The sequence below is a fragment of the Methylobacterium oryzihabitans genome, assembly GCF_004004555.2.
GTDB lineage: Bacteria > Pseudomonadota > Alphaproteobacteria > Rhizobiales > Beijerinckiaceae > Methylobacterium > Methylobacterium oryzihabitans.
On the sequence record NZ_SACP01000030.1, the window covers coordinates 1 to 16,945 of the forward strand.

Annotated in this window: 17 protein-coding genes; 10 read left to right on the forward strand and 7 right to left on the reverse strand. The window is 71.4% G+C overall.

From position 1 onward, the window contains the following. Positions 1-1,593 (forward strand): SpoIIE family protein phosphatase (locus EOE48_RS22895; protein WP_127733203.1); only part of this gene is annotated, 1,593 nt, incomplete at its 5' end. A gap of 163 nt (positions 1,594-1,756) precedes the next feature. Then, positions 1,757-2,149 carry a 50S ribosomal protein L19 gene (rplS, locus tag EOE48_RS22900; RefSeq protein WP_127733204.1) on the forward strand — a complete coding sequence of 131 codons (393 nt, stop codon included), beginning with the start codon at positions 1,757-1,759 and terminating at the stop codon, positions 2,147-2,149. A gap of 64 nt (positions 2,150-2,213) precedes the next feature. Here rplS and EOE48_RS22905 read toward each other — a convergent pair whose 3' ends face one another. Both EOE48_RS22905 and EOE48_RS22910 read right to left on the reverse strand, forming a co-directional pair. Further along, positions 2,214-2,645 carry a GtrA family protein gene (locus tag EOE48_RS22905; protein WP_246154721.1) on the reverse strand — a complete coding sequence of 144 codons (432 nt, stop codon included), beginning with the start codon at positions 2,643-2,645 and terminating at the stop codon, positions 2,214-2,216. A 94-nt stretch (positions 2,646-2,739) separates the two neighbouring features. Further along, positions 2,740-3,507 (reverse strand): SDR family NAD(P)-dependent oxidoreductase, encoded by a 768-nt coding sequence (locus EOE48_RS22910; RefSeq protein WP_127733206.1) that lies wholly within the window; start codon positions 3,505-3,507, stop codon positions 2,740-2,742. 116 nt (positions 3,508-3,623) lie between these two features. Here EOE48_RS22910 and EOE48_RS22915 point away from each other — a divergent pair, with 116 nt between their 5' ends. From EOE48_RS22915 to EOE48_RS22935, 5 genes are all read left to right on the forward strand, one after another. Next, positions 3,624-3,962, forward strand: a complete 339-nt coding sequence (locus EOE48_RS22915) for a type II toxin-antitoxin system PrlF family antitoxin (protein ID WP_127733207.1) — start codon at positions 3,624-3,626, stop codon at positions 3,960-3,962. After that, positions 3,959-4,510 (forward strand): type II toxin-antitoxin system YhaV family toxin, encoded by a 552-nt coding sequence (locus EOE48_RS22920; RefSeq protein WP_127733208.1) that lies wholly within the window; start codon positions 3,959-3,961, stop codon positions 4,508-4,510. The genes EOE48_RS22915 and EOE48_RS22920 overlap by 4 nt, the downstream gene beginning before the upstream one ends. Positions 4,511-4,745: 235 nt before the next feature. Then, entirely contained in the window at positions 4,746-8,219 is a 3,474-nt protein-coding gene (carB, locus tag EOE48_RS22925) for a carbamoyl-phosphate synthase large subunit (protein WP_127733209.1), read from the forward strand. 128 nt (positions 8,220-8,347) lie between these two features. Further along, the gene (gene greA, locus EOE48_RS22930; protein ID WP_127733210.1) at positions 8,348-8,824 is read left to right on the forward strand and encodes a transcription elongation factor GreA; all 477 of its coding nucleotides are present in this window, start codon (positions 8,348-8,350) and stop codon (positions 8,822-8,824) included. 72 nt (positions 8,825-8,896) lie between these two features. Beyond that, positions 8,897-9,400 (forward strand): hypothetical protein, encoded by a 504-nt coding sequence (locus EOE48_RS22935; protein ID WP_127733211.1) that lies wholly within the window; start codon positions 8,897-8,899, stop codon positions 9,398-9,400. A 44-nt stretch (positions 9,401-9,444) separates the two neighbouring features. Here the strand turns inward: EOE48_RS22935 and argC are convergent, their stop codons facing one another. Beyond that, positions 9,445-10,386, reverse strand: a complete 942-nt coding sequence (gene argC, locus EOE48_RS22940; protein ID WP_127733212.1) for an N-acetyl-gamma-glutamyl-phosphate reductase — start codon at positions 10,384-10,386, stop codon at positions 9,445-9,447. Between the two features lie 432 nt (positions 10,387-10,818). Here argC and EOE48_RS22945 point away from each other — a divergent pair, with 432 nt between their 5' ends. After that, a complete protein-coding gene (locus tag EOE48_RS22945) occupies positions 10,819-11,319 on the forward strand; it encodes a hypothetical protein (RefSeq protein WP_127733213.1) in 501 nt (166 codons plus the stop codon). Positions 11,320-11,393: 74 nt separating this feature from the next. On the opposite strand, the gene rpsI is transcribed toward EOE48_RS22945, so the two are convergent. The 3 genes from rpsI to EOE48_RS22960 all read right to left on the reverse strand — a co-directional run bounded on the left by rpsI (position 11,394) and on the right by EOE48_RS22960 (position 12,962). Further along, the gene (rpsI, locus tag EOE48_RS22950; protein WP_127733214.1) at positions 11,394-11,882 is read right to left on the reverse strand and encodes a 30S ribosomal protein S9; all 489 of its coding nucleotides are present in this window, start codon (positions 11,880-11,882) and stop codon (positions 11,394-11,396) included. A 1-nt stretch (position 11,883) separates the two neighbouring features. Next, positions 11,884-12,345 (reverse strand): 50S ribosomal protein L13, encoded by a 462-nt coding sequence (gene rplM, locus EOE48_RS22955; RefSeq protein WP_127733215.1) that lies wholly within the window; start codon positions 12,343-12,345, stop codon positions 11,884-11,886. Between the two features lie 167 nt (positions 12,346-12,512). Further along, complete coding sequence (locus EOE48_RS22960; protein ID WP_127733216.1) at positions 12,513-12,962, reverse strand: PaaI family thioesterase; 450 nt, start codon at positions 12,960-12,962, stop codon at positions 12,513-12,515. 107 nt (positions 12,963-13,069) lie between these two features. On the opposite strand from EOE48_RS22960, the gene EOE48_RS22965 reads away from it, so the two are divergent. Further along, positions 13,070-13,849, forward strand: a complete 780-nt coding sequence (locus EOE48_RS22965) for an enoyl-CoA hydratase (protein ID WP_127733217.1) — start codon at positions 13,070-13,072, stop codon at positions 13,847-13,849. 11 nt (positions 13,850-13,860) lie between these two features. On the opposite strand, the gene EOE48_RS30295 is transcribed toward EOE48_RS22965, so the two are convergent. Further along, positions 13,861-15,936 carry a M10 family metallopeptidase C-terminal domain-containing protein gene (locus EOE48_RS30295; protein WP_187371518.1) on the reverse strand — a complete coding sequence of 692 codons (2,076 nt, stop codon included), beginning with the start codon at positions 15,934-15,936 and terminating at the stop codon, positions 13,861-13,863. 353 nt (positions 15,937-16,289) lie between these two features. Here EOE48_RS30295 and EOE48_RS22975 point away from each other — a divergent pair, with 353 nt between their 5' ends. Then, positions 16,290-16,907 carry an anthranilate synthase component II gene (locus EOE48_RS22975; protein ID WP_127733219.1) on the forward strand — a complete coding sequence of 206 codons (618 nt, stop codon included), beginning with the start codon at positions 16,290-16,292 and terminating at the stop codon, positions 16,905-16,907. Positions 16,908-16,945: the final 38 nt, after the last annotated feature.

Here is a 16,945-nt window from a genome sequence, read left to right on the forward strand (position 1 = left end):
GGCCCGCTGCGCCGCGGCGCGGCGCCCGCGGCCCCGGTTCCTCCGCGGGCCGGGGACGGCGAGGCGATCCTGGCGCCCGGCGCCCTGCGCGGGGCCGGGCGGGGGCGCGATCTCGACCGGCTGTCCCGCACCCTGTTCCTGCGCATCTACCCGGTCATCGGCGCGGTGGTGCTGCTGACCCAGGTCGCGGTCGCGTGGGTCAATTACGGCGACCAGATCCGCCTCTACGGCGAGCGCGCGGCGCTGACCGCGGCCCTCACCGCCAACGCGATCGCCGCGGCGGGCGCGGCCCGCCAGCCCGACGCGGCCCGGTCGCAGCTCCACGCCCTGTCCCTCGACCCCGCCTTCCGCTCCGCCACCCTGCGCGACGGCGCCGGCGCCGTCGTGGCGAGCCTCGGCGAGCCGCCCCGCGGGCGCAGCTTCGAGCTGGTCCAGGTCGCGGTCCCGGTGGCCCAGGCCGGAGGCCCGCCGGGACAGCTCACCGTCGTGCTCTCGGCCGAGGCCCTGCGCGCCGGCGCCGAGAACCAGTTCCTGATCGCTCTCGCCGCATGCCTCGTGCTGATGCTGGCGGTCGTCGTCACCCTCGACGCCACGATGCGCCGCCACGTCATCGCGCCGCTCCGGCGGCTCAACGCGGCGATGCGCGAGGTCGAGCACAAGCGCTGGACCACCGTCGACCTCGGCGGCGGCGCCCGGGCCGGCAACGAGATCGACGCGATCGCCTCGGCCTTCAACCGGATGGTCGAGGGCCTGCGCAGCGGCGACGAGGCCCGGCACCTCCTCGCCGAGCTCGAACGGGCCCATGCCCGCCTCGCCCGGGCCAACGCCCTGGTGCTGGAGAGCATCGGCTACGCCCGCCGGATCCAGGATTCGGTCCTGCCCGACCGCGCCGCCCTGGCCCCGGCCGGGATCGAGGTCGCGGTGCTGTGGGAGCCGCTCCAGGTCGTCGGCGGCGATTCGTTCTGGATCGAGGATCTCGACGGCACCAGCATCCTGCTCGTGGCCGACTGCACCGGCCACGGCGTGCCCGGGGCGTTCCTGACCCTGATCGTGGCGACGGCCCTCGACCGCATCCTGCACGACCACGGCCTGCGCTCGCCCGCCGCGATCCTCGCCGCCCTCGACGGCATGGTGCGGGCGCGCCTGCGCCAGGATCGCCCCGGCTCGGATTCCGACGACGGCCTCGACTGCGCCGTCTGCGTCCTCGACCGGGGCGCCGGGACCTTGCGGTTCGCCGGCGCCGGCCTCGGCCTCGCGGTGATGGCGGAGGGCGGGATCACCCGCATCCGGGGCGCCCGGCGCGGCCTCGGCTACCGGCTCGGCGCCCGCGCCCCGGAGCCGCCCGCCGACGTCGCGGTGCCGCTCGCGCCGGGCGCGGCGTTCTACCTGATGACCGACGGCGTGACCGACCAGATGGGCGGCGAACGCCGCCGGCTGCTGGGCCATTCGGGCGTCGCCGCGATGCTGCTGCGCCACGGCGCCCTGCCGCTCGACGCCCAGGTGCGGGCGCTGGAGGCCGACCTCGCCGCGTGGCGCGGCGACGAGCCGAGGCGGGACGACATGACCCTGCTGGCGTTCCGGCCGCGAGGGTGAGGCGTCCAGGGCAATCGCTCCGAAGCGACTGCCCTGGTGAGGCGTACTCCCCCTGTCGACAAGCCGCCCGCGCTCCTGTATGGAGCCGGCCAACTCACAACAGGATGCCGAAATCCTGCACCGGACCTCATCCCGAGGGCCGGGCGCCCGGCCGGAGCACGACATGAACATCATCCAACAGCTCGATCAGGAACAGATCGCCCACCTCAACAAGACGGTCCCGGACTTCGAGCCCGGCGACACGGTCATCGTGAACGTCAAGGTGAAGGAAGGCGAGCGCACCCGCGTCCAGGCCTACGAGGGCGTCGTGATCGCCCGCGCCGGCGCCGGCATCAACGAGAACTTCACCGTCCGCAAGATCTCCTACGGCGAGGGCGTCGAGCGCGTCTTCCCGATCTACTCGCCGCTGATCGACTCGATCAAGGTGAGCCGCCGCGGCAAGGTCCGCCGCGCCAAGCTCTATTACCTGCGCGATCGCCGCGGCAAGTCGGCCCGCATCGCCGAGCGCGCCGAGCGCGGCTCCGAGAAGGGAAAGAAGACCGTCGCTGCCGAATAATCCGGCGCTCCATCCCGTTTCTCGCGAAGGCCGTCTTCCCCTAGGCAAGGCGGCCTTCGTCGCGTCAGGGTACCGGGCGCGGCTGCGCGAAGGTCCACAGCCGGTGGCCGGCGAAGTTCCAGAACAGGACGAGGCCGGTGGTGAGGAGCTGCGCCGGCAGGTAGGCGAGGCCGGCGCCGCGGGTGAGCCCGCGCATCACGCCCCAGGTCAGGCCGAGCCCGACCGTCGCCACGACGGCGAAGCGCCAGCCCGCCTCGGCGTGGGGCCGCTCGCTGGCATAGGTGAGGCGCCGATTGAGCCCGTAGGAGGCGACGCCCCCGGCGACGTAGCCGGTCATCGCCGACGGGACCGGATCGACCGCCAGCGCCTCGACCAGGAGGACGAGCAGGCCGTAATGCACGGCGAGCGCCACGAGGCTCACCGCCACGTAGACGACGAACTGGCGGCCCAGCGCGGTCAGACCCTCCCTGCGCGACAGGATCGGGCTTCCGGTCACGCGTTCGATTCCCATTCCGCCCCCGCCGGCTCCCGCATCGCGGACCCGTTCCCTGTGGCGGGGCGGGACTGAACCGGAGATGACGGCCTCCGGATCAGCCCTGGATCCGGGCCGCGACCTTGCGGCTGAGGCGCCGCGGCGCGAGGCGGGCGCCGAGCACCGCGGCACGGTTGGCGAGGCCGGTCACCACCACGGCCCGACCGGCGCAATGGCCGTCCACCGCGATCCGCGCCACCGCCTCCGCGCTCATCCCGCCGCGCCGGCGGCGCGATCCCCACTCCCCGGCCCTCGCATTGAACTCCGTCGCGGTCGTCCCCGGGCAGGCGGCGGTGACCACCACCCCGTGCGGCCGCGCCTCCTCGTGCAGGGCTTCCGACAGCGACAGCAGGTACGCCTTGGTGGCGTGATAGACTGCCATGTTGGGCCCCGGCAGGTAGGCCACCACCGAGGCGACGTTCAGGATGCCGCCCCGCCGCCGGGCGATCAGGTCCGGCAGGATCAGGCGCGCCAGCATCGTCGGCGCCGCGACGTTGAGCGCGATCATCCCGGCGACATCCGCCTCGGGATGCGAGACCAGACGCCCGCGAAGGCCGAACCCGGCATTGTTGACCAGCGTGTGCAGGGCGATGCCGCGCTCGGCGACCCGGGCGAGGAGGCGTCCCGGCGCCTCCGGCTCGGCGAGGTCCGCGGGAACCACCTCCACCGGCACGAGGCCGCCCAATTCGGCGGCGAGATCCCGGAGCCGGTCCTCGCGCCGGGCGGTCAGCACCAGGGCGTGACCGCGGGCCGCGAAGGCCCGGGCGATCGCCGCGCCGATGCCGCTCGACGCTCCCGTCACCAACGTCCAGTCGCGTGCGTCCATCGGTGTCTCCGCGTTCCCGTCCTCACGCAGGCCCGACGACCCGTCGAGGGGGGGATCGGCGGACTTGATCGGCAATGCAAATGCATTACCCTCCTGCGGATGCAAGGGACGCGACCATGACCAAGCCGGCTGGCCTTCTGGAGATCCCCGCCACGATCACCGAGCGGGGACAGACCACGGTCCCGGCGGCGGTGCGGCGGATGCTTCGGTTGGGCGAGTCCCGGCGCGTCGTCTTCCGCGGACTCCCCGACGGCACGGTCGTCATCGCCAGGGCGGATCCTCCGGCCGGGGACGATCCGGCGCTCGGTCCGTTCCTGGACCTGCTGGAGCGCGATCTCGCGGAGCGGCCGGAGGCCATCGGGCCCGTTCCCCGAGACCTCTACCGGCGTGCCGCGGCCTTGGTCGAGGGCGTCGAGGTCGATCTCGACCAACCTCTGCCGGACGACGAGGAGTGAGCGACGATCCCCCGGTCATCAACGGGTGGACGATCTACGCGCACCCGCTGTTCCTGAATCAACTCGAAGGCTTCGTCGCCGATGTCGAGAAGGCCAGGTCGAAGGACCCGGAGGGATTTTCGCGGAAGCGCGCGGCCAAGCTGCTCGCGGCGGTCCTGAGGGTCGCGTTCGAGATCATCCCGGAGGACCCGACCCGGCCCGAGTACCGTCAGGGCGGTACCCTCGGCGACGGCCACGCGCATTGGCGCCGCGTGAAGTTCCTGCAGCAGTTCCGGTTGTTCTTCCGCTTCAGGGCCAGCGGCGGGAGCCGGGTGATCGTTCTCGCCTGGGTGAACGACGAGACCACCCTGCGGGCCTATGGACGCCGGTCCGATGCCTATGCGGTCTTCCGGGGGATGCTCCACAAGGGCGATCCGCCCGACGACTGGAGCGCACTGGTGGCGGCTGCGGCCAGCCGATCGGCGCGCGCGCGCCTCGGACGATCCCGCGCCGCGACGCCGGTGCCGGCCACGCCACCGGAGCCGGGGCCGCCGGACGGGGCGGATTGACCCGACGGCGTGCCGGACACCCGGATGCGCCGCCCGGGCCGCTCACCGGATCGTCGCCGTCCACCGTGCCGGCGCTCTCCGATTCCGCCCGCCCTTCCTTTTCGCGCTCGCTCAATGGTATAGGCGCGCAACGACAATCCCCGCCGCTCCGGATCCCCTCGCCCGCGGCCGCCCTCCCGGGTGGCACTTCGCCGGCGCGAAGACCGGCGCGCGCCGCACGAGACCGAAGCGCCCGATGCCCAAGCGCACCGACATCTCCTCCATCCTCATCATCGGCGCGGGCCCGATCGTCATCGGGCAGGCGTGCGAGTTCGACTATTCCGGTACCCAGGCGTGCAAGGCCCTGCGCGAGGAGGGCTACCGGATCGTGCTGGTCAACTCGAACCCGGCGACGATCATGACCGATCCGGAGATGGCCGACGCGACCTATGTCGAGCCGATCACGCCCGAGATCGTCGCCAAGATCATCGAGAAGGAGCGCCCCGACGCGCTGCTGCCGACGATGGGCGGCCAGACCGCGCTGAACTGCGCGCTGTCGCTCAAGCGGATGGGCGTGCTGGAAAAATTCGGCGTCCAGATGATCGGCGCCACCGCCGAGGCGATCGACAAGGCGGAGGACCGCAGCCTCTTTCGCGACGCGATGACCAAGATCGGGCTGGAGACCCCGAAATCGGCGCTGGCCAACGCCTCGGCCGCCAAGAAGGGCGACCGTGACGCCTACCTCGCCGAAATCGCCCGGATCGAGGCCGCCGAGAGCGACCCGGCCGCCCGGAAGGCGGCGCTCGCCGCCTACGAGCGGAAGTGGGCCGCCGGCGAGGCCGACCGGCGCAAGCGCTACAGCGAGCACGCGCTCGGCCAGGCCCTGATCGCGCTCGCCGAGGTCGGCCTGCCGGCGATCATCCGGCCGTCCTTCACCATGGGCGGCACCGGCGGCGGCATCGCCTACAACCGGGAAGAGTTCCTCGACATCGTCGAGCGCGGCATCGACGCCTCGCCGACCAACGAGGTCCTGATCGAGGAATCGGTGCTCGGCTGGAAGGAGTACGAGATGGAGGTCGTCCGCGACAAGGCGGACAACTGCATCATCGTCTGCTCGATCGAGAACCTCGACCCGATGGGGGTCCATACCGGCGACTCGATCACCGTCGCGCCGGCCCTGACGCTCACCGACAAGGAGTATCAGGTGATGCGCGACGCCTCCCTCGCGGTCCTGCGCGAGATCGGCGTCGAGACCGGCGGCTCCAACGTGCAGTTCGCGATCGACCCGAAGACCGGGCGGATGATCGTGATCGAGATGAACCCGCGGGTGTCGCGCTCGTCGGCGCTGGCCTCGAAGGCGACGGGCTTCCCGATCGCTAAGGTCGCGGCCAAGCTCGCGGTCGGCTACACCCTCGACGAGATCGCCAACGACATCACCGGCGGCGCCACCCCGGCCTCGTTCGAGCCGACGATCGACTACGTCGTCACCAAGATCCCGCGCTTCGCCTTCGAGAAGTTCCCGGGCGCCGAGCCGACGCTGACCACCGCGATGAAGTCGGTCGGCGAGGCGATGGCGATCGGGCGCTGCTTCGCCGAATCGCTCCAGAAGGCCCTGCGCTCGCTGGAGACCGGGCTCACCGGCCTCGACGACATCGAGATCGAGGGGCTGGGCAAGGGCGACGACCGCAACGCGATCAAGGCGGCGCTCGGCACGCCGACCCCGGACCGGCTGCTGAAGGTCGCCCAGGCCCTGCGCCTCGGGATCAGCCACGAGGACGTTTACGCCTCCTGCGCCATCGACCCGTGGTTCCTGGAGCAGCTCCAGGCGATCGTCGACCTCGAGACCAAGGTGCGCCGCTTCGGCCTGCCGAAGACCCCCGGCGCCTTCCGCCAGCTCAAGGCCGCGGGCTTCTCCGACGCCCGGCTCGCGGTTCTCGCCCGAACCGACGAGGCGGCGGTGCGCGAGGCCCGGCGGGCGTTGCAGGTGCGTCCTGTGTTCAAGCGCATCGACACCTGCGCGGCCGAGTTCAAGGCGCCGACCGCCTACATGTACTCGACCTACGTCGCGCCCTTCGCCGGCGCGGTCGCGGACGAGGCGCTGCCCTCGGACAAGAAGAAGGTCATCATCCTCGGCGGCGGCCCGAACCGGATCGGGCAAGGCATCGAGTTCGACTATTGCTGCTGCCACGCCTGCTTCGCGCTGTCGGATGCCGGCTACGAGACCATCATGGTCAACTGCAACCCGGAGACGGTCTCGACCGACTACGACACCTCGGACCGGCTGTACTTCGAGCCGCTGACTGCCGAGGACGTGCTGGAGATCATCGAGACCGAGCGGCAGGCCGGCACCCTGCACGGCGTCATCGTGCAGTTCGGCGGCCAGACCCCGCTGAAGCTCGCCCGCGCCCTGGAGGAGGCCGGCGTGCCGATCCTCGGCACCTCGCCGGACGCGATCGACCTCGCCGAGGACCGCGACCAGTTCAAGCGCCTGCTCGATAAGCTGCACCTGAAGCAGCCGAAGAACGGCATCGCCTTCTCGGTCGAGCAGAGCCGGCTCGTCGCCGCCGATCTCGGCCTGCCCTTCGTGGTGCGCCCGAGCTACGTGCTCGGCGGGCGCGCGATGGCGATCATCCGCGACGAGACGCAGTTCGCCGACTACCTGCTCGACACCCTGCCGAGCCTGATCCCGTCCGACGTCAAGGCGCGCTACCCCAACGACAAGACCGGCCAGATCAACACGGTGCTGGGCAAGAACCCGCTGCTGTTCGACCGCTACCTCGCCGACGCGATCGAGGTCGACGTCGACGCGGTCTGCGACGGCACCGACGTCTACATCGCCGGCATCATGGAGCACATCGAGGAGGCGGGCATCCATTCGGGCGATTCCGCCTGCTCGCTGCCGCCGCGCTCGCTACCCCCTGAGACCATCGCCGAACTGGAGCGCCAGACCCGCGCGATGGCCCTGGCGCTGAAGGTCGGCGGCCTGATGAACGTGCAGTACGCGATCAAGGACGGGGTGATCCACGTCCTGGAGGTCAACCCGCGCGCCTCGCGCACGGTGCCGTTCGTCGCCAAGGTGATCGGCGAGCCGATCGCCAAGATCGCCGCCCGGATCATGGCCGGCGAGCGGCTGGCCGATTTCGGCCTCAAGCCCAAGACCTTGGCCCACATTGCGGTCAAGGAGGCGGTTTTTCCCTTCGCCCGCTTCCCAGGCGTCGACGTGCTGCTCGGGCCGGAGATGCGCTCGACCGGCGAGGTGATCGGCCTCGACCGCGGCTTCGGCGTCGCCTTCGCCAAGAGCCAGCTCGGCTCCGGCACCCAGGTGCCGAAGGCCGGCACGGTCTTCGTGTCGGTGCGCGACGACGACAAGGCCCGGATCCTGCCGGCGGTGCGGATGCTGGCCGATCTCGGCTTTTCGGTGCTGGCGACCACCGGCACCCAGGTCTACCTCGCGCGGAACGGCGTCGCGGCGACCCGCATCAACAAGGTGCTGGAGGGCCGGCCGCACGTCGTCGACGCGATCAAGAACGGCGGCATCCACCTCGTGTTCAACACCACCGAGGGCGCCGGGGCGCTGTCGGACTCCCGGTCCCTGCGCCGGGCGGCCCTCTTGCATAAAGTGCCGTACTACACCACTCTCGCCGGTGCCATGGCCGCGGCCGAGGGGATCAAGGCCTATCTCGAGGGAGATCTCGAGGTGCGCGCCCTTCAGGAATACTTCGCGGCGTGAGCGGCAGCGGGACAGGCGCGCCCGCATCCGACACCCCGCGCCGCGCGCGTGGGACGGTTCAGTTCAGGCCCGGTGGAGTGCGGCGGCGCATTCCCCGGGCCCATTGCTTGTGACGCGAGACAACGACGATGGACAAGGTTCCGATCACGATCCGGGGGTTCGCCGCTCTGGAGGAAGAGCTGAAGCATCGCCAGCAGGTCGAGCGCCCGCGCATCATCCAGGCGATCGCCGAGGCGAGGGCGCTCGGCGACCTCTCCGAGAACGCCGAGTACCACGCCGCCAAGGAAGCCCAGTCGCACAACGAGGGCCGGGTCCTGGAACTGGAGAGCCTGATCGCCCGCGCCGAGGTCATCGACGTCACCAAGCTCTCGGGCTCGAAGATCAAGTTCGGCGCCACCGTGAAGCTCGTCGACGAGGACACCGAGGAGGAGAAGACCTACCAGATCGTCGGCGAGCCCGAGGCCGACGTGCGCTCGGGCCGGGTCTCGATCACCTCTCCGATCGCCCGGGCGCTGATCGGCAAGGGCGTCGGCGACACCGTCGAGGTGTCCACCCCCGGCGGCGGCAAGTCCTACGAGGTCGTCGGCGTCCGGTTCGGCGCCTGAGCCGCTCGGGGCCGAAGCGTTGCCGTTCGCTCCCGTCCCGTCTATGCCGCGGGACCGAAGCGGGAGGATCCGATGACGCGATGGTCGAGGCTACTGGTCGCCGCGGGGCTGCTCGCCGCCGGCCCGGCGGCGGCGCAGGACGCGACCCTGGCGCCGGGGACGCGCTTCTCGGCGGTGCGGGTCGATGTCGGCCCGCTCTACGCCCGCGGGCTCGACGTGTTCGCCGATCGGGTCCGGGCCGACCTGCAGGCCGCTCTCGACCAGGCCTTCGCCGACCGGATCGGCGGCCGCGGGCCCTCTCTGGTGGTGCGGGTGACCGGCCTGTCGCTCAATCCCTATGCCGGCAGCGAGAACGGCCGCGGCCGGGGCGGCAACGGCACCAACACCGATTATCTCGACGGCGAGGCGCTGGTGGTCGGCCCGCGCGGCGAGGTGCTCCTGCGCCACCCGCAACTCTCGGCGACGCCGGCGAGCTTCGGTGGGGCCTGGTACGACCCGGCCTCGGAAAGCCGCCGCGTCGTGGCGATCACCCAGCACTACGCGCAGTGGCTGCGGCGGAATCTCGGCGGGGACTGAGCCGGGTCGGGAGCGAGCCGGGGCGTGATGACACGCCCCCGCCCTCAATCGAGATCCAGCATCAGCCGCAGGTTCTGCACCGCGGCGCCCGACGCGCCCTTGCCGAGGTTGTCGAGGCGCGCCACCAGGACCGCCTGCCGGTGGTCGTCCGAGCCGAACACCCGCAGTTCCAGGCGGTCGCTGTCGTTGAGCGCCTCGGGCTCGATCCGCTCGCGATGCGCCCCCTCCTCCGCCCCGGTCACGACCGAGACCTGACCACCGCCGGCGTAGTGCGCCACCAGCGCCGCTTCGAGGTCGCCCGCCGACGGCCGGCCCGGCAGGGTGTCGAGGTGGAGCGCGATGCTCACCAGCATGCCCTGCCGGAAGTTGCCGACCGAGGGAATGAAGATCGGACGGCGGGTCAGGCCGGCATAGGTCTGGAGTTCCGGCAGGTGCTTATGACCGAAGCCGAGGCCGTAGAGCTGGAAGGCCGGCGCGGTGCCGGCCTCGTAATCGGCGATCATCGACTTGCCGCCGCCGCTGTAGCCGCTGACCGCGTTGACGCTGACCGGGTGGTCGGCGGGGAGGAGCCCGGCATCGATCAGCGGCCGCAGCAGCGCGATCGCGCCGGTCGGGTAGCAGCCCGGATTGGCGACCCGGCGCGAGGCGCGGATCGCCGCCTCCTGGCCGGGCGCGAGCTCGGCGAAGCCGTAGGTCCAGCCCGGGGCGACCCGGTGGGCGGTACTGGCGTCGAGCAGCCGCGGCCCGCCATCCGGAAGCGAATCGGCGAGCGCCGCGGTCTCGCGCGAGGCGTCGTCCGGCAGGCACAGGACCACGAGGTCGACTTCGGCCAGCAGCGCCCGCTTGGCCTGCGGGTCCTTGCGCTGCTCGTGCGGGATCGAGCGCAGGGTGAGGTCGTCGAACCCCTGGAGGCGCTCGCGGATGCCGAGACCGGTCGTGCCGGCCTCGCCGTCGATGAAGACGCTGGGACGTTGCAGGGTGGTCATGGCGGAACTTCCGGATCGCCGTCGCGGTCGGAACGGACCCGATCGGCCGCCGGTGGATTGGGGATCCGTGTCGCCCGAGTCAAGCGGGGATATCGCGCCTCGCAGGGGAATCGCTTCAACGATTGTCCTGCGGTCGCCCGCAGGGCGACGCTCGATGGCGGGCGCGAAGAGCGCCCCGCGGAGCAGGTTCGGGCGGACGAATGTCCGCCTGAACGCAGAGCGGAGCGAAAGCCAAAGTCACGGCGACACGACGTGTCGCGCGTGACTGCCGGCGCCTGAGGCCAAGCAAAAAACCAGGGCAATCGCTCTGAAGCGATGGCCCTGTCGCACCTTGCCGGCAAAGCCTCCATCCACACCCGTGACGCAAGGGACTCGGAACCGGCCCGGGCACGCTCCTGTTGACCGGTCGACTCAGCCCAACAGGATCACGCCATGTCCGAGACCGCACAGAAGTCCGACCCGAAGCTGTGGGACAAGGTCAAGAAGAAGGTCACCCAGTCGTCGAAGGGCGGCAAGCCCGGCCAATGGTCGGCCCGCAAGGCCCAGCTCGCGACGCACGACTACAAGGAGGCCGGCGGCGGCTACAAGGGCAAGAAGAGCGACGACAATCATCTGAAGCAGTGGACCGACGAGGAGTGGGGCACCAAGTCGGGGCGTGAGAGCGGCAAGACCGGCGAGCGCTACCTGCCGAAGAAGGCCCGCGAGAGCCTCAGCGACGAGGAGTACGCCCGCAGCACCGCCAAGAAGCGGGCCGACAGCGCCAAGGGCAAGCAGCATTCCAAGCAGCCGAAGGACGTCGCCCGCAAGGCGGCCGCGGCGCGCAAGGACGGCGGCGCCACCAAGGCCGACCTGATGAAGCAGGCGCGGGCGAAGAACATCCCCGGCCGCTCGTCGATGTCGAAGGGCGAGCTGGAGCGGGCGCTCGCCGCCTGATCCGGGAACCCCGCTCGACAAAAAAAGGGTAGGCCCGCGAGGACCTGCCCTTCCCTGTGGCGCGAGGCGCCGGATCAGCGCTTCGAGAACTGGAAGCTGCGGCGGGCCTTCTTGCGGCCGTACTTCTTGCGCTCGACGACGCGGGCGTCGCGGGTCAGGAAGCCCTCGCGCTTGAGCGGCGAGCGCAGCTCCGGCTCGTAGTAGGTCAGCGCCTTGGCGAGGCCGTGGCGCACCGCGCCGGCCTGGCCCGACAGGCCGCCGCCCGCGACCGTGACGACGATGTCGTACTGGTCGATGCGGTTGACGATCTGGAGCGGCTGCTGGAGCAGCATGCGCAGCACCGGGCGGGCGAAGTAGGTGTCGATCGGACGGTCGTTGACCGTGATCTTGCCGGCGCCGGGCTTGATCCAGACGCGGGCGACCGCGTCCTTGCGCTTGCCGGTGGCGTAGGCGCGGCCCTGGGCGTCCAGCTTCTGGACGTGGACCGGGGCCTCGTTCTCGCCCTGCGAGAGGTTGGCCGAGTTGGCCTGGCCGAGATCGGCGAGGGACTGAAGGGTCGCCATCTTACGCGCTCACGTTCTTGCGGTTGAGAGCGGCGACGTCGAGCGTCTCCGGCTGCTGGGCGGTGTGGGGGTGCTCGGTGCCCTTGTAGACCCGCAGGTTGCCGAGGATCTTCCGGAACAGCGGGCCGCGCGGCAGCATGCGCTCCACGGCCTTCTCGACGACGCGCTCGGGGAAGCGCCCCTCGAGGATCGCCTTCGCCGAGCGCTCCTTGATGCCGCCCGGGAAGCCGGTGTGGTGGTAGTACACCTTTTGATTGTACTTGCGGCCGGTGAACTTCACCTTGTCCGCATTGATGACGATGACGTTATCGCCGCAATCGACGTGGGGCGTGTACTGGGCCTTGTGCTTGCCCCGCAGACGCATCGCGATGATCGAGGCGAGACGGCCCACGACGAGGCCGTTCGCGTCGATGATCACCCACTTCTTCTCGACGTCGGCGGGCTTCAGCGAAAAGGTCTTCATCGCGCTGGATCCCGAAGAGCTTGAGGGAAAAACAGGACGCCGCCGCGCTGGGACGCGCGGCGGCGATGGCGGGGTCTCTAGCGCTGGCAAGGACCGGCGTCAAGCCGGTTCGGATCGAATGCGGTCAGGAAAACCCTATGTTTCCGAGCAGGTTCGTCGATGCGGTATCATGATACCGCGTTTTTCTCCGGAGCCGGGATCGCGTAGGTGCCGGTGGCGTGGCAGACGAGGTCGTCGCTCCCGTCGCTGCGGATCAGCACCTCGCCGACCGCGAGGCGCCGGCCGAGCTTCATGATCCGGGCCTCGCCGAGGAGGTCGCGCCGGGCCGGCTTGCGCAGGAAGTTGAACGACAGGCTGGTGGTCACCGCGAGCGGCACCGGGCCGAGCTGGACCAGCAGCGCGACGTAGAACGCCACGTCGGCGAGCATCATCATCGCGGGGCCCGACAGGGTGCCGCCGGGCCGCACGTGGCGGTCGTGGTAGGGCAGCCGCAGGACCGCGCTCATCGGCCCGACCGCGGCGACGACCGGCCCCGGGCCGCCGTGGTGGATCTGCGGAAACACCTCGTCGAGGTAGGCGGCCACGGCGTCGCGGCTCATCACGGGTTCTGTCGTCATGCAGGGCTGGCTCGGCGGGAACCGTCTCCTTGCAGCACGGACCGCCCCGCCCGACAATGGCGCGAAGGAACGGCGTCTCACGGGAGGGGCGCTCCGGGAGCCCGACGATGGACGACAGCCTTCTCCTGCGCAGCGACCGCGACGGGGTCGCGACCCTGACGCTCAACCGGCCGCGCGCCCGCAACGCCCTGTCGGCCGCCCTGCTCGGCGCCCTGCGCGACGCCTTCGCGCGGCTCGCCGACGACGCCTCAATCCGCGCGGTGGTGGTGGCCGCGGCCGGCCCGGCCTTCTGCGCCGGGCACGACCTCAAGGAGATGACCGCCTACCGCGAGGCGCCCGACCGCGGCGCGGCGCAGTTCGCCGCCCTGTTCGACCTGTGCTCGCAGGTGATGATGGCGGTGCCGGCGCTGCCGCAGCCGGTGATCGCGGCGGTGGAGGGCATCGCCACGGCGGCCGGCTGCCAGCTCGTCGCGAGTTGCGACCTCGCGGTGGCCGGCGAGGAGGCGCGCTTCGCCACGCCCGGCGTCCAGATCGGACTTTTTTGCTCGACCCCGATGGTCGCGCTGTCGCGCAACCTGTCGCGCAAGGCCGCGATGGCGATGCTGCTCACCGCCGAACTCGCCGATGCCGAGGAGGCGAGGGCGCTGGGCCTCGTCAACCGGGTGGTGCCGGCCGGTACGGCGCTCGCCGCGGCGCAGGACCTCGCCGCCGGCATCGCGGCGCGCAGCGCCTACACCGTTCGGGTCGGCAAGCGCGCCTTCTACGAGCAGCTCGAGATGCCGCTCGCCGACGCCTACGCCCATGCCGGCCGGGTGATGACCGAGAACATGCTGGCCCGGTCCGCCGAGGACGGCATCGCGGCGTTCCTCGGCCGCAGGGGCGGCTGACCGCGCCCGGGCTACACCACGAGGAAGTCCGCCGCGATCAGCGGCGCCCGGTTGTCGAGGCTGGCGAACTGGATCCGCGCCCCGGCGCCGCTGCCGTCGGCATCATAGAACAGGGCGCCGGTCCTGCCGTCGTAGAGGATGCGGTCGTCGGCGCCGAGCGGATCCGCGCCGACGACCGAGAACGCCGCCGGAGCCAGGGACCCGGGCCTGAGCCCCTTGAAGGCGCTCGCGGCGAGCCGGATCGTGTCGTGGTCGCCGGGGGCGGCGTCGAAGTCGGCGATGTGGTCGATCGTCCCGGCGACGAGCGCGGCGATGACGAAGACGTCGTCCCCGGCACCGCCGGTGAGCGTGTCGGCGCCGCCGCCGCCGTCGAGGACGTCGTCCCCGGCGGCGCCGCGCAGCAGGTTGGCGATCTCGTTGCCGGTCAGCGAGAGCCCGACGCGGGAGTTCGGATCGAGCGCGTAGAGCTTCTCGATCGACTGGCCAGCGGCGAGCCGGTAGTCCGCGCGCGCCTGCACGGTATCGATCCCCTCGCCCGCCGCCTCGATCACGACGTCGTCCTGGCTGTCGATCCGGTAGACGTCGTTGCCGCCGAGCCCCCGCAGCACGTCGCCGCCGCCGCGCCCGTCGAGCCGGTCGGCGCCGGCGCCGCCGACGATGGTGTTGGCGAACTCGTTCCCGTTCAGGATCAGCCCGGCCGTCGCGGTCGGGTCGGCCGCCGCGAGCGTCTCGACCGAGACGCCGCGTCCGAGGCCGTAGCTGACGCGGGCGAGTACCGTGTCGGTCCCCTGCCCGGCCGCCTCGACCACCACGTCCTCGGCCCGGTCGACCTCGTAGACGTCGTTGCCGGTGCCGCCCCGCAGGGTGTCGATGCCGGCCCCGCCGATCAGGGTGTCGGCGCCAGCGCCGCCGTCGAGGAGATTGGCGAGTTCGTTGCCGACCAGAGTGTCGTTGCCGGATCCGGTGATGCCGGTCTCGACCACGGTCCCGAAGGCGATCGCGAGGTTGTTGACGAGCCCGTTGGCGCTGCTGAAGGCGCCGTCGTTGAGGTCGAGCCGCGAGGACCGCGAGAAGCCCGACAGGTCGATCGTGTTGCCGGTGCCCTGGCTGTAGACCGTCACCACCGGCAGCGGGTTGAGGGTGAAGTCGAAGAAGCGCGCCAGCGACCCCGTGATGGTGCTGTTGAAGCCGTAGGTCTGGCCGCCGCGGAACGGCGTCGTCTTGGCGGGACCGTACAATTGCTGGATCGCCAGGATGTCGACCGGCATCCAGGTGTGCGGCGAGTAGATCACCGCGCCTTCGGCCAGGTTGGTCCAGTCGGTGCCCGTGGCGGCATAGCTGTCGCTGTACTTGCCGTACGCCCCCATGCTGGGGCTGATGTAGGACATGATCGTCCACATGCGCAGGTCGTAGGCGCTGAACTGGTCGGTCCCGGGATTGGCGCTGCCGTTGTAGGGACCGGCATGGCCGAGGCCGAGGGCGTGGCCGAGTTCGTGGATGATCGTGCTCATCCCGTAGCCGCCGACGAGGCTCAGCGAACCCGAGAGGTCGAAGCCGTAGCGGGCGGTCTCGATGTTGACGATCGTCTGGCCGGCGAACGAGCCGATCCCGCCTCCCGCCCCGCTGACCGTCGTGCTGCGGGTGTTGGCGCCGGTGTTCTTGGCGCCCCGCGTCAGCCTGATGTCGGCGCCCACGCTCCCGACCACGAATCGCACGTCGGCCACGGCGGACCACATGTCGAGGGCGTCGCGGAACGTCGCCCGCTCGGTCTCGGTGAAGGCCGAGACGCTGTCGAAGGTGTAGGTGACGGTGGCGCCGGTCCCGAGGATCGCCGCGCCGCGCTTGGCCGGCGGCCGGCCCCAGTAGGTCGCGAACGTGTCCTTGGCACGGGTTCCGTCCGGGTTGATCCCGGTGAGGAACGTGACCGTGTCGGTGAGGCTCGGGCTCAGCGGCGCCGGCGGCATCGCGGCCGGCGCGGCCGCCTGCGGGACGCCCTCGTCCGACGGCTCCCCGCCGTGCAGCAGCCGGTCGACCCCGCCCTCGGCGATGCCGCCGAGCGGATCCGCCCCGGCTTCGTGCTGTCTCACCGCCACGCCCCCCTCCATGACGCGAAGTCGATCACCGGACTCCCGGCGACGATTCCGCTGCCGGACGGTCGGCAGCCGAGTCGTCCGTCGCTGCGGCAAGCCCGAAGCCAGATCTCGACGGCGCCCCTCTATAGTCGATCGGACGGTCGGCGATCCAGATGCAAGTTGACGGACCCGAGAGCGGAGCGGCCGGCCGGTTCTCGCGACCCTAGGTCCTTGCCGGCCGGCCGGCTATCCCCGGGGAGTGCTGAGACGGCGGCGCTTCCCGGGGCGGCAGGTCCGCCGTGCCTTGACGCGATCCCCGCCGGAGGCCACAGGACGGCCGCGCCCGACGCCGCGCCCGAGTCCCGCCCATGTCCGACATCCTCGTCATCGACAACTACGATTCCTTCACCTGGAACCTCGTCCACCTGATCGGGCCGCTGGTCGGATCGATCGAGGTGGTGCGCAACGACGCGGTGAGCGTGGACGACATCCGCCGCCTCGCGCCCGACGCCGTGGTGCTGTCGCCCGGGCCGTGCACCCCGAGCGAGGCCGGCATCTGCCTCGACGTGGTGCGCGCGCTCAGCGACAGCGTGCCGATGCTCGGCGTGTGCCTCGGCCTCCAGGCGATCGGGCAGGCCTTCGGGGGCCGCGTCGTGCGGGCGCCGGCGCCGATGCACGGCAAGGTCTCGCAGGTCGAGCACCGGGCACGCGGCCTGTTTCGCGGCATCGACGGTCCGTTCGCCGCCACCCGCTACCATTCGCTGATCGTCGATCGCGGGAGCTGCCCGGCGGATCTGGCCGTCACCGCCGAGGCCGACGGCCTCATCATGGCGCTGGAGCACGCGAGCCGCCCGGTGCACGGGGTGCAGTTCCACCCCGAGAGCGTGCTGTCGCAGCACGGCGAGCGGATGGTGTGCAACTTCCTCGATCTCGCGGCGGCCTGGAACGCCGGCCAGGGTGACAAGCGCGCCCGCGCCGTGCATTGACGGGCCTGCATTCACTCCGCCCGCGCCGACCCACCTAG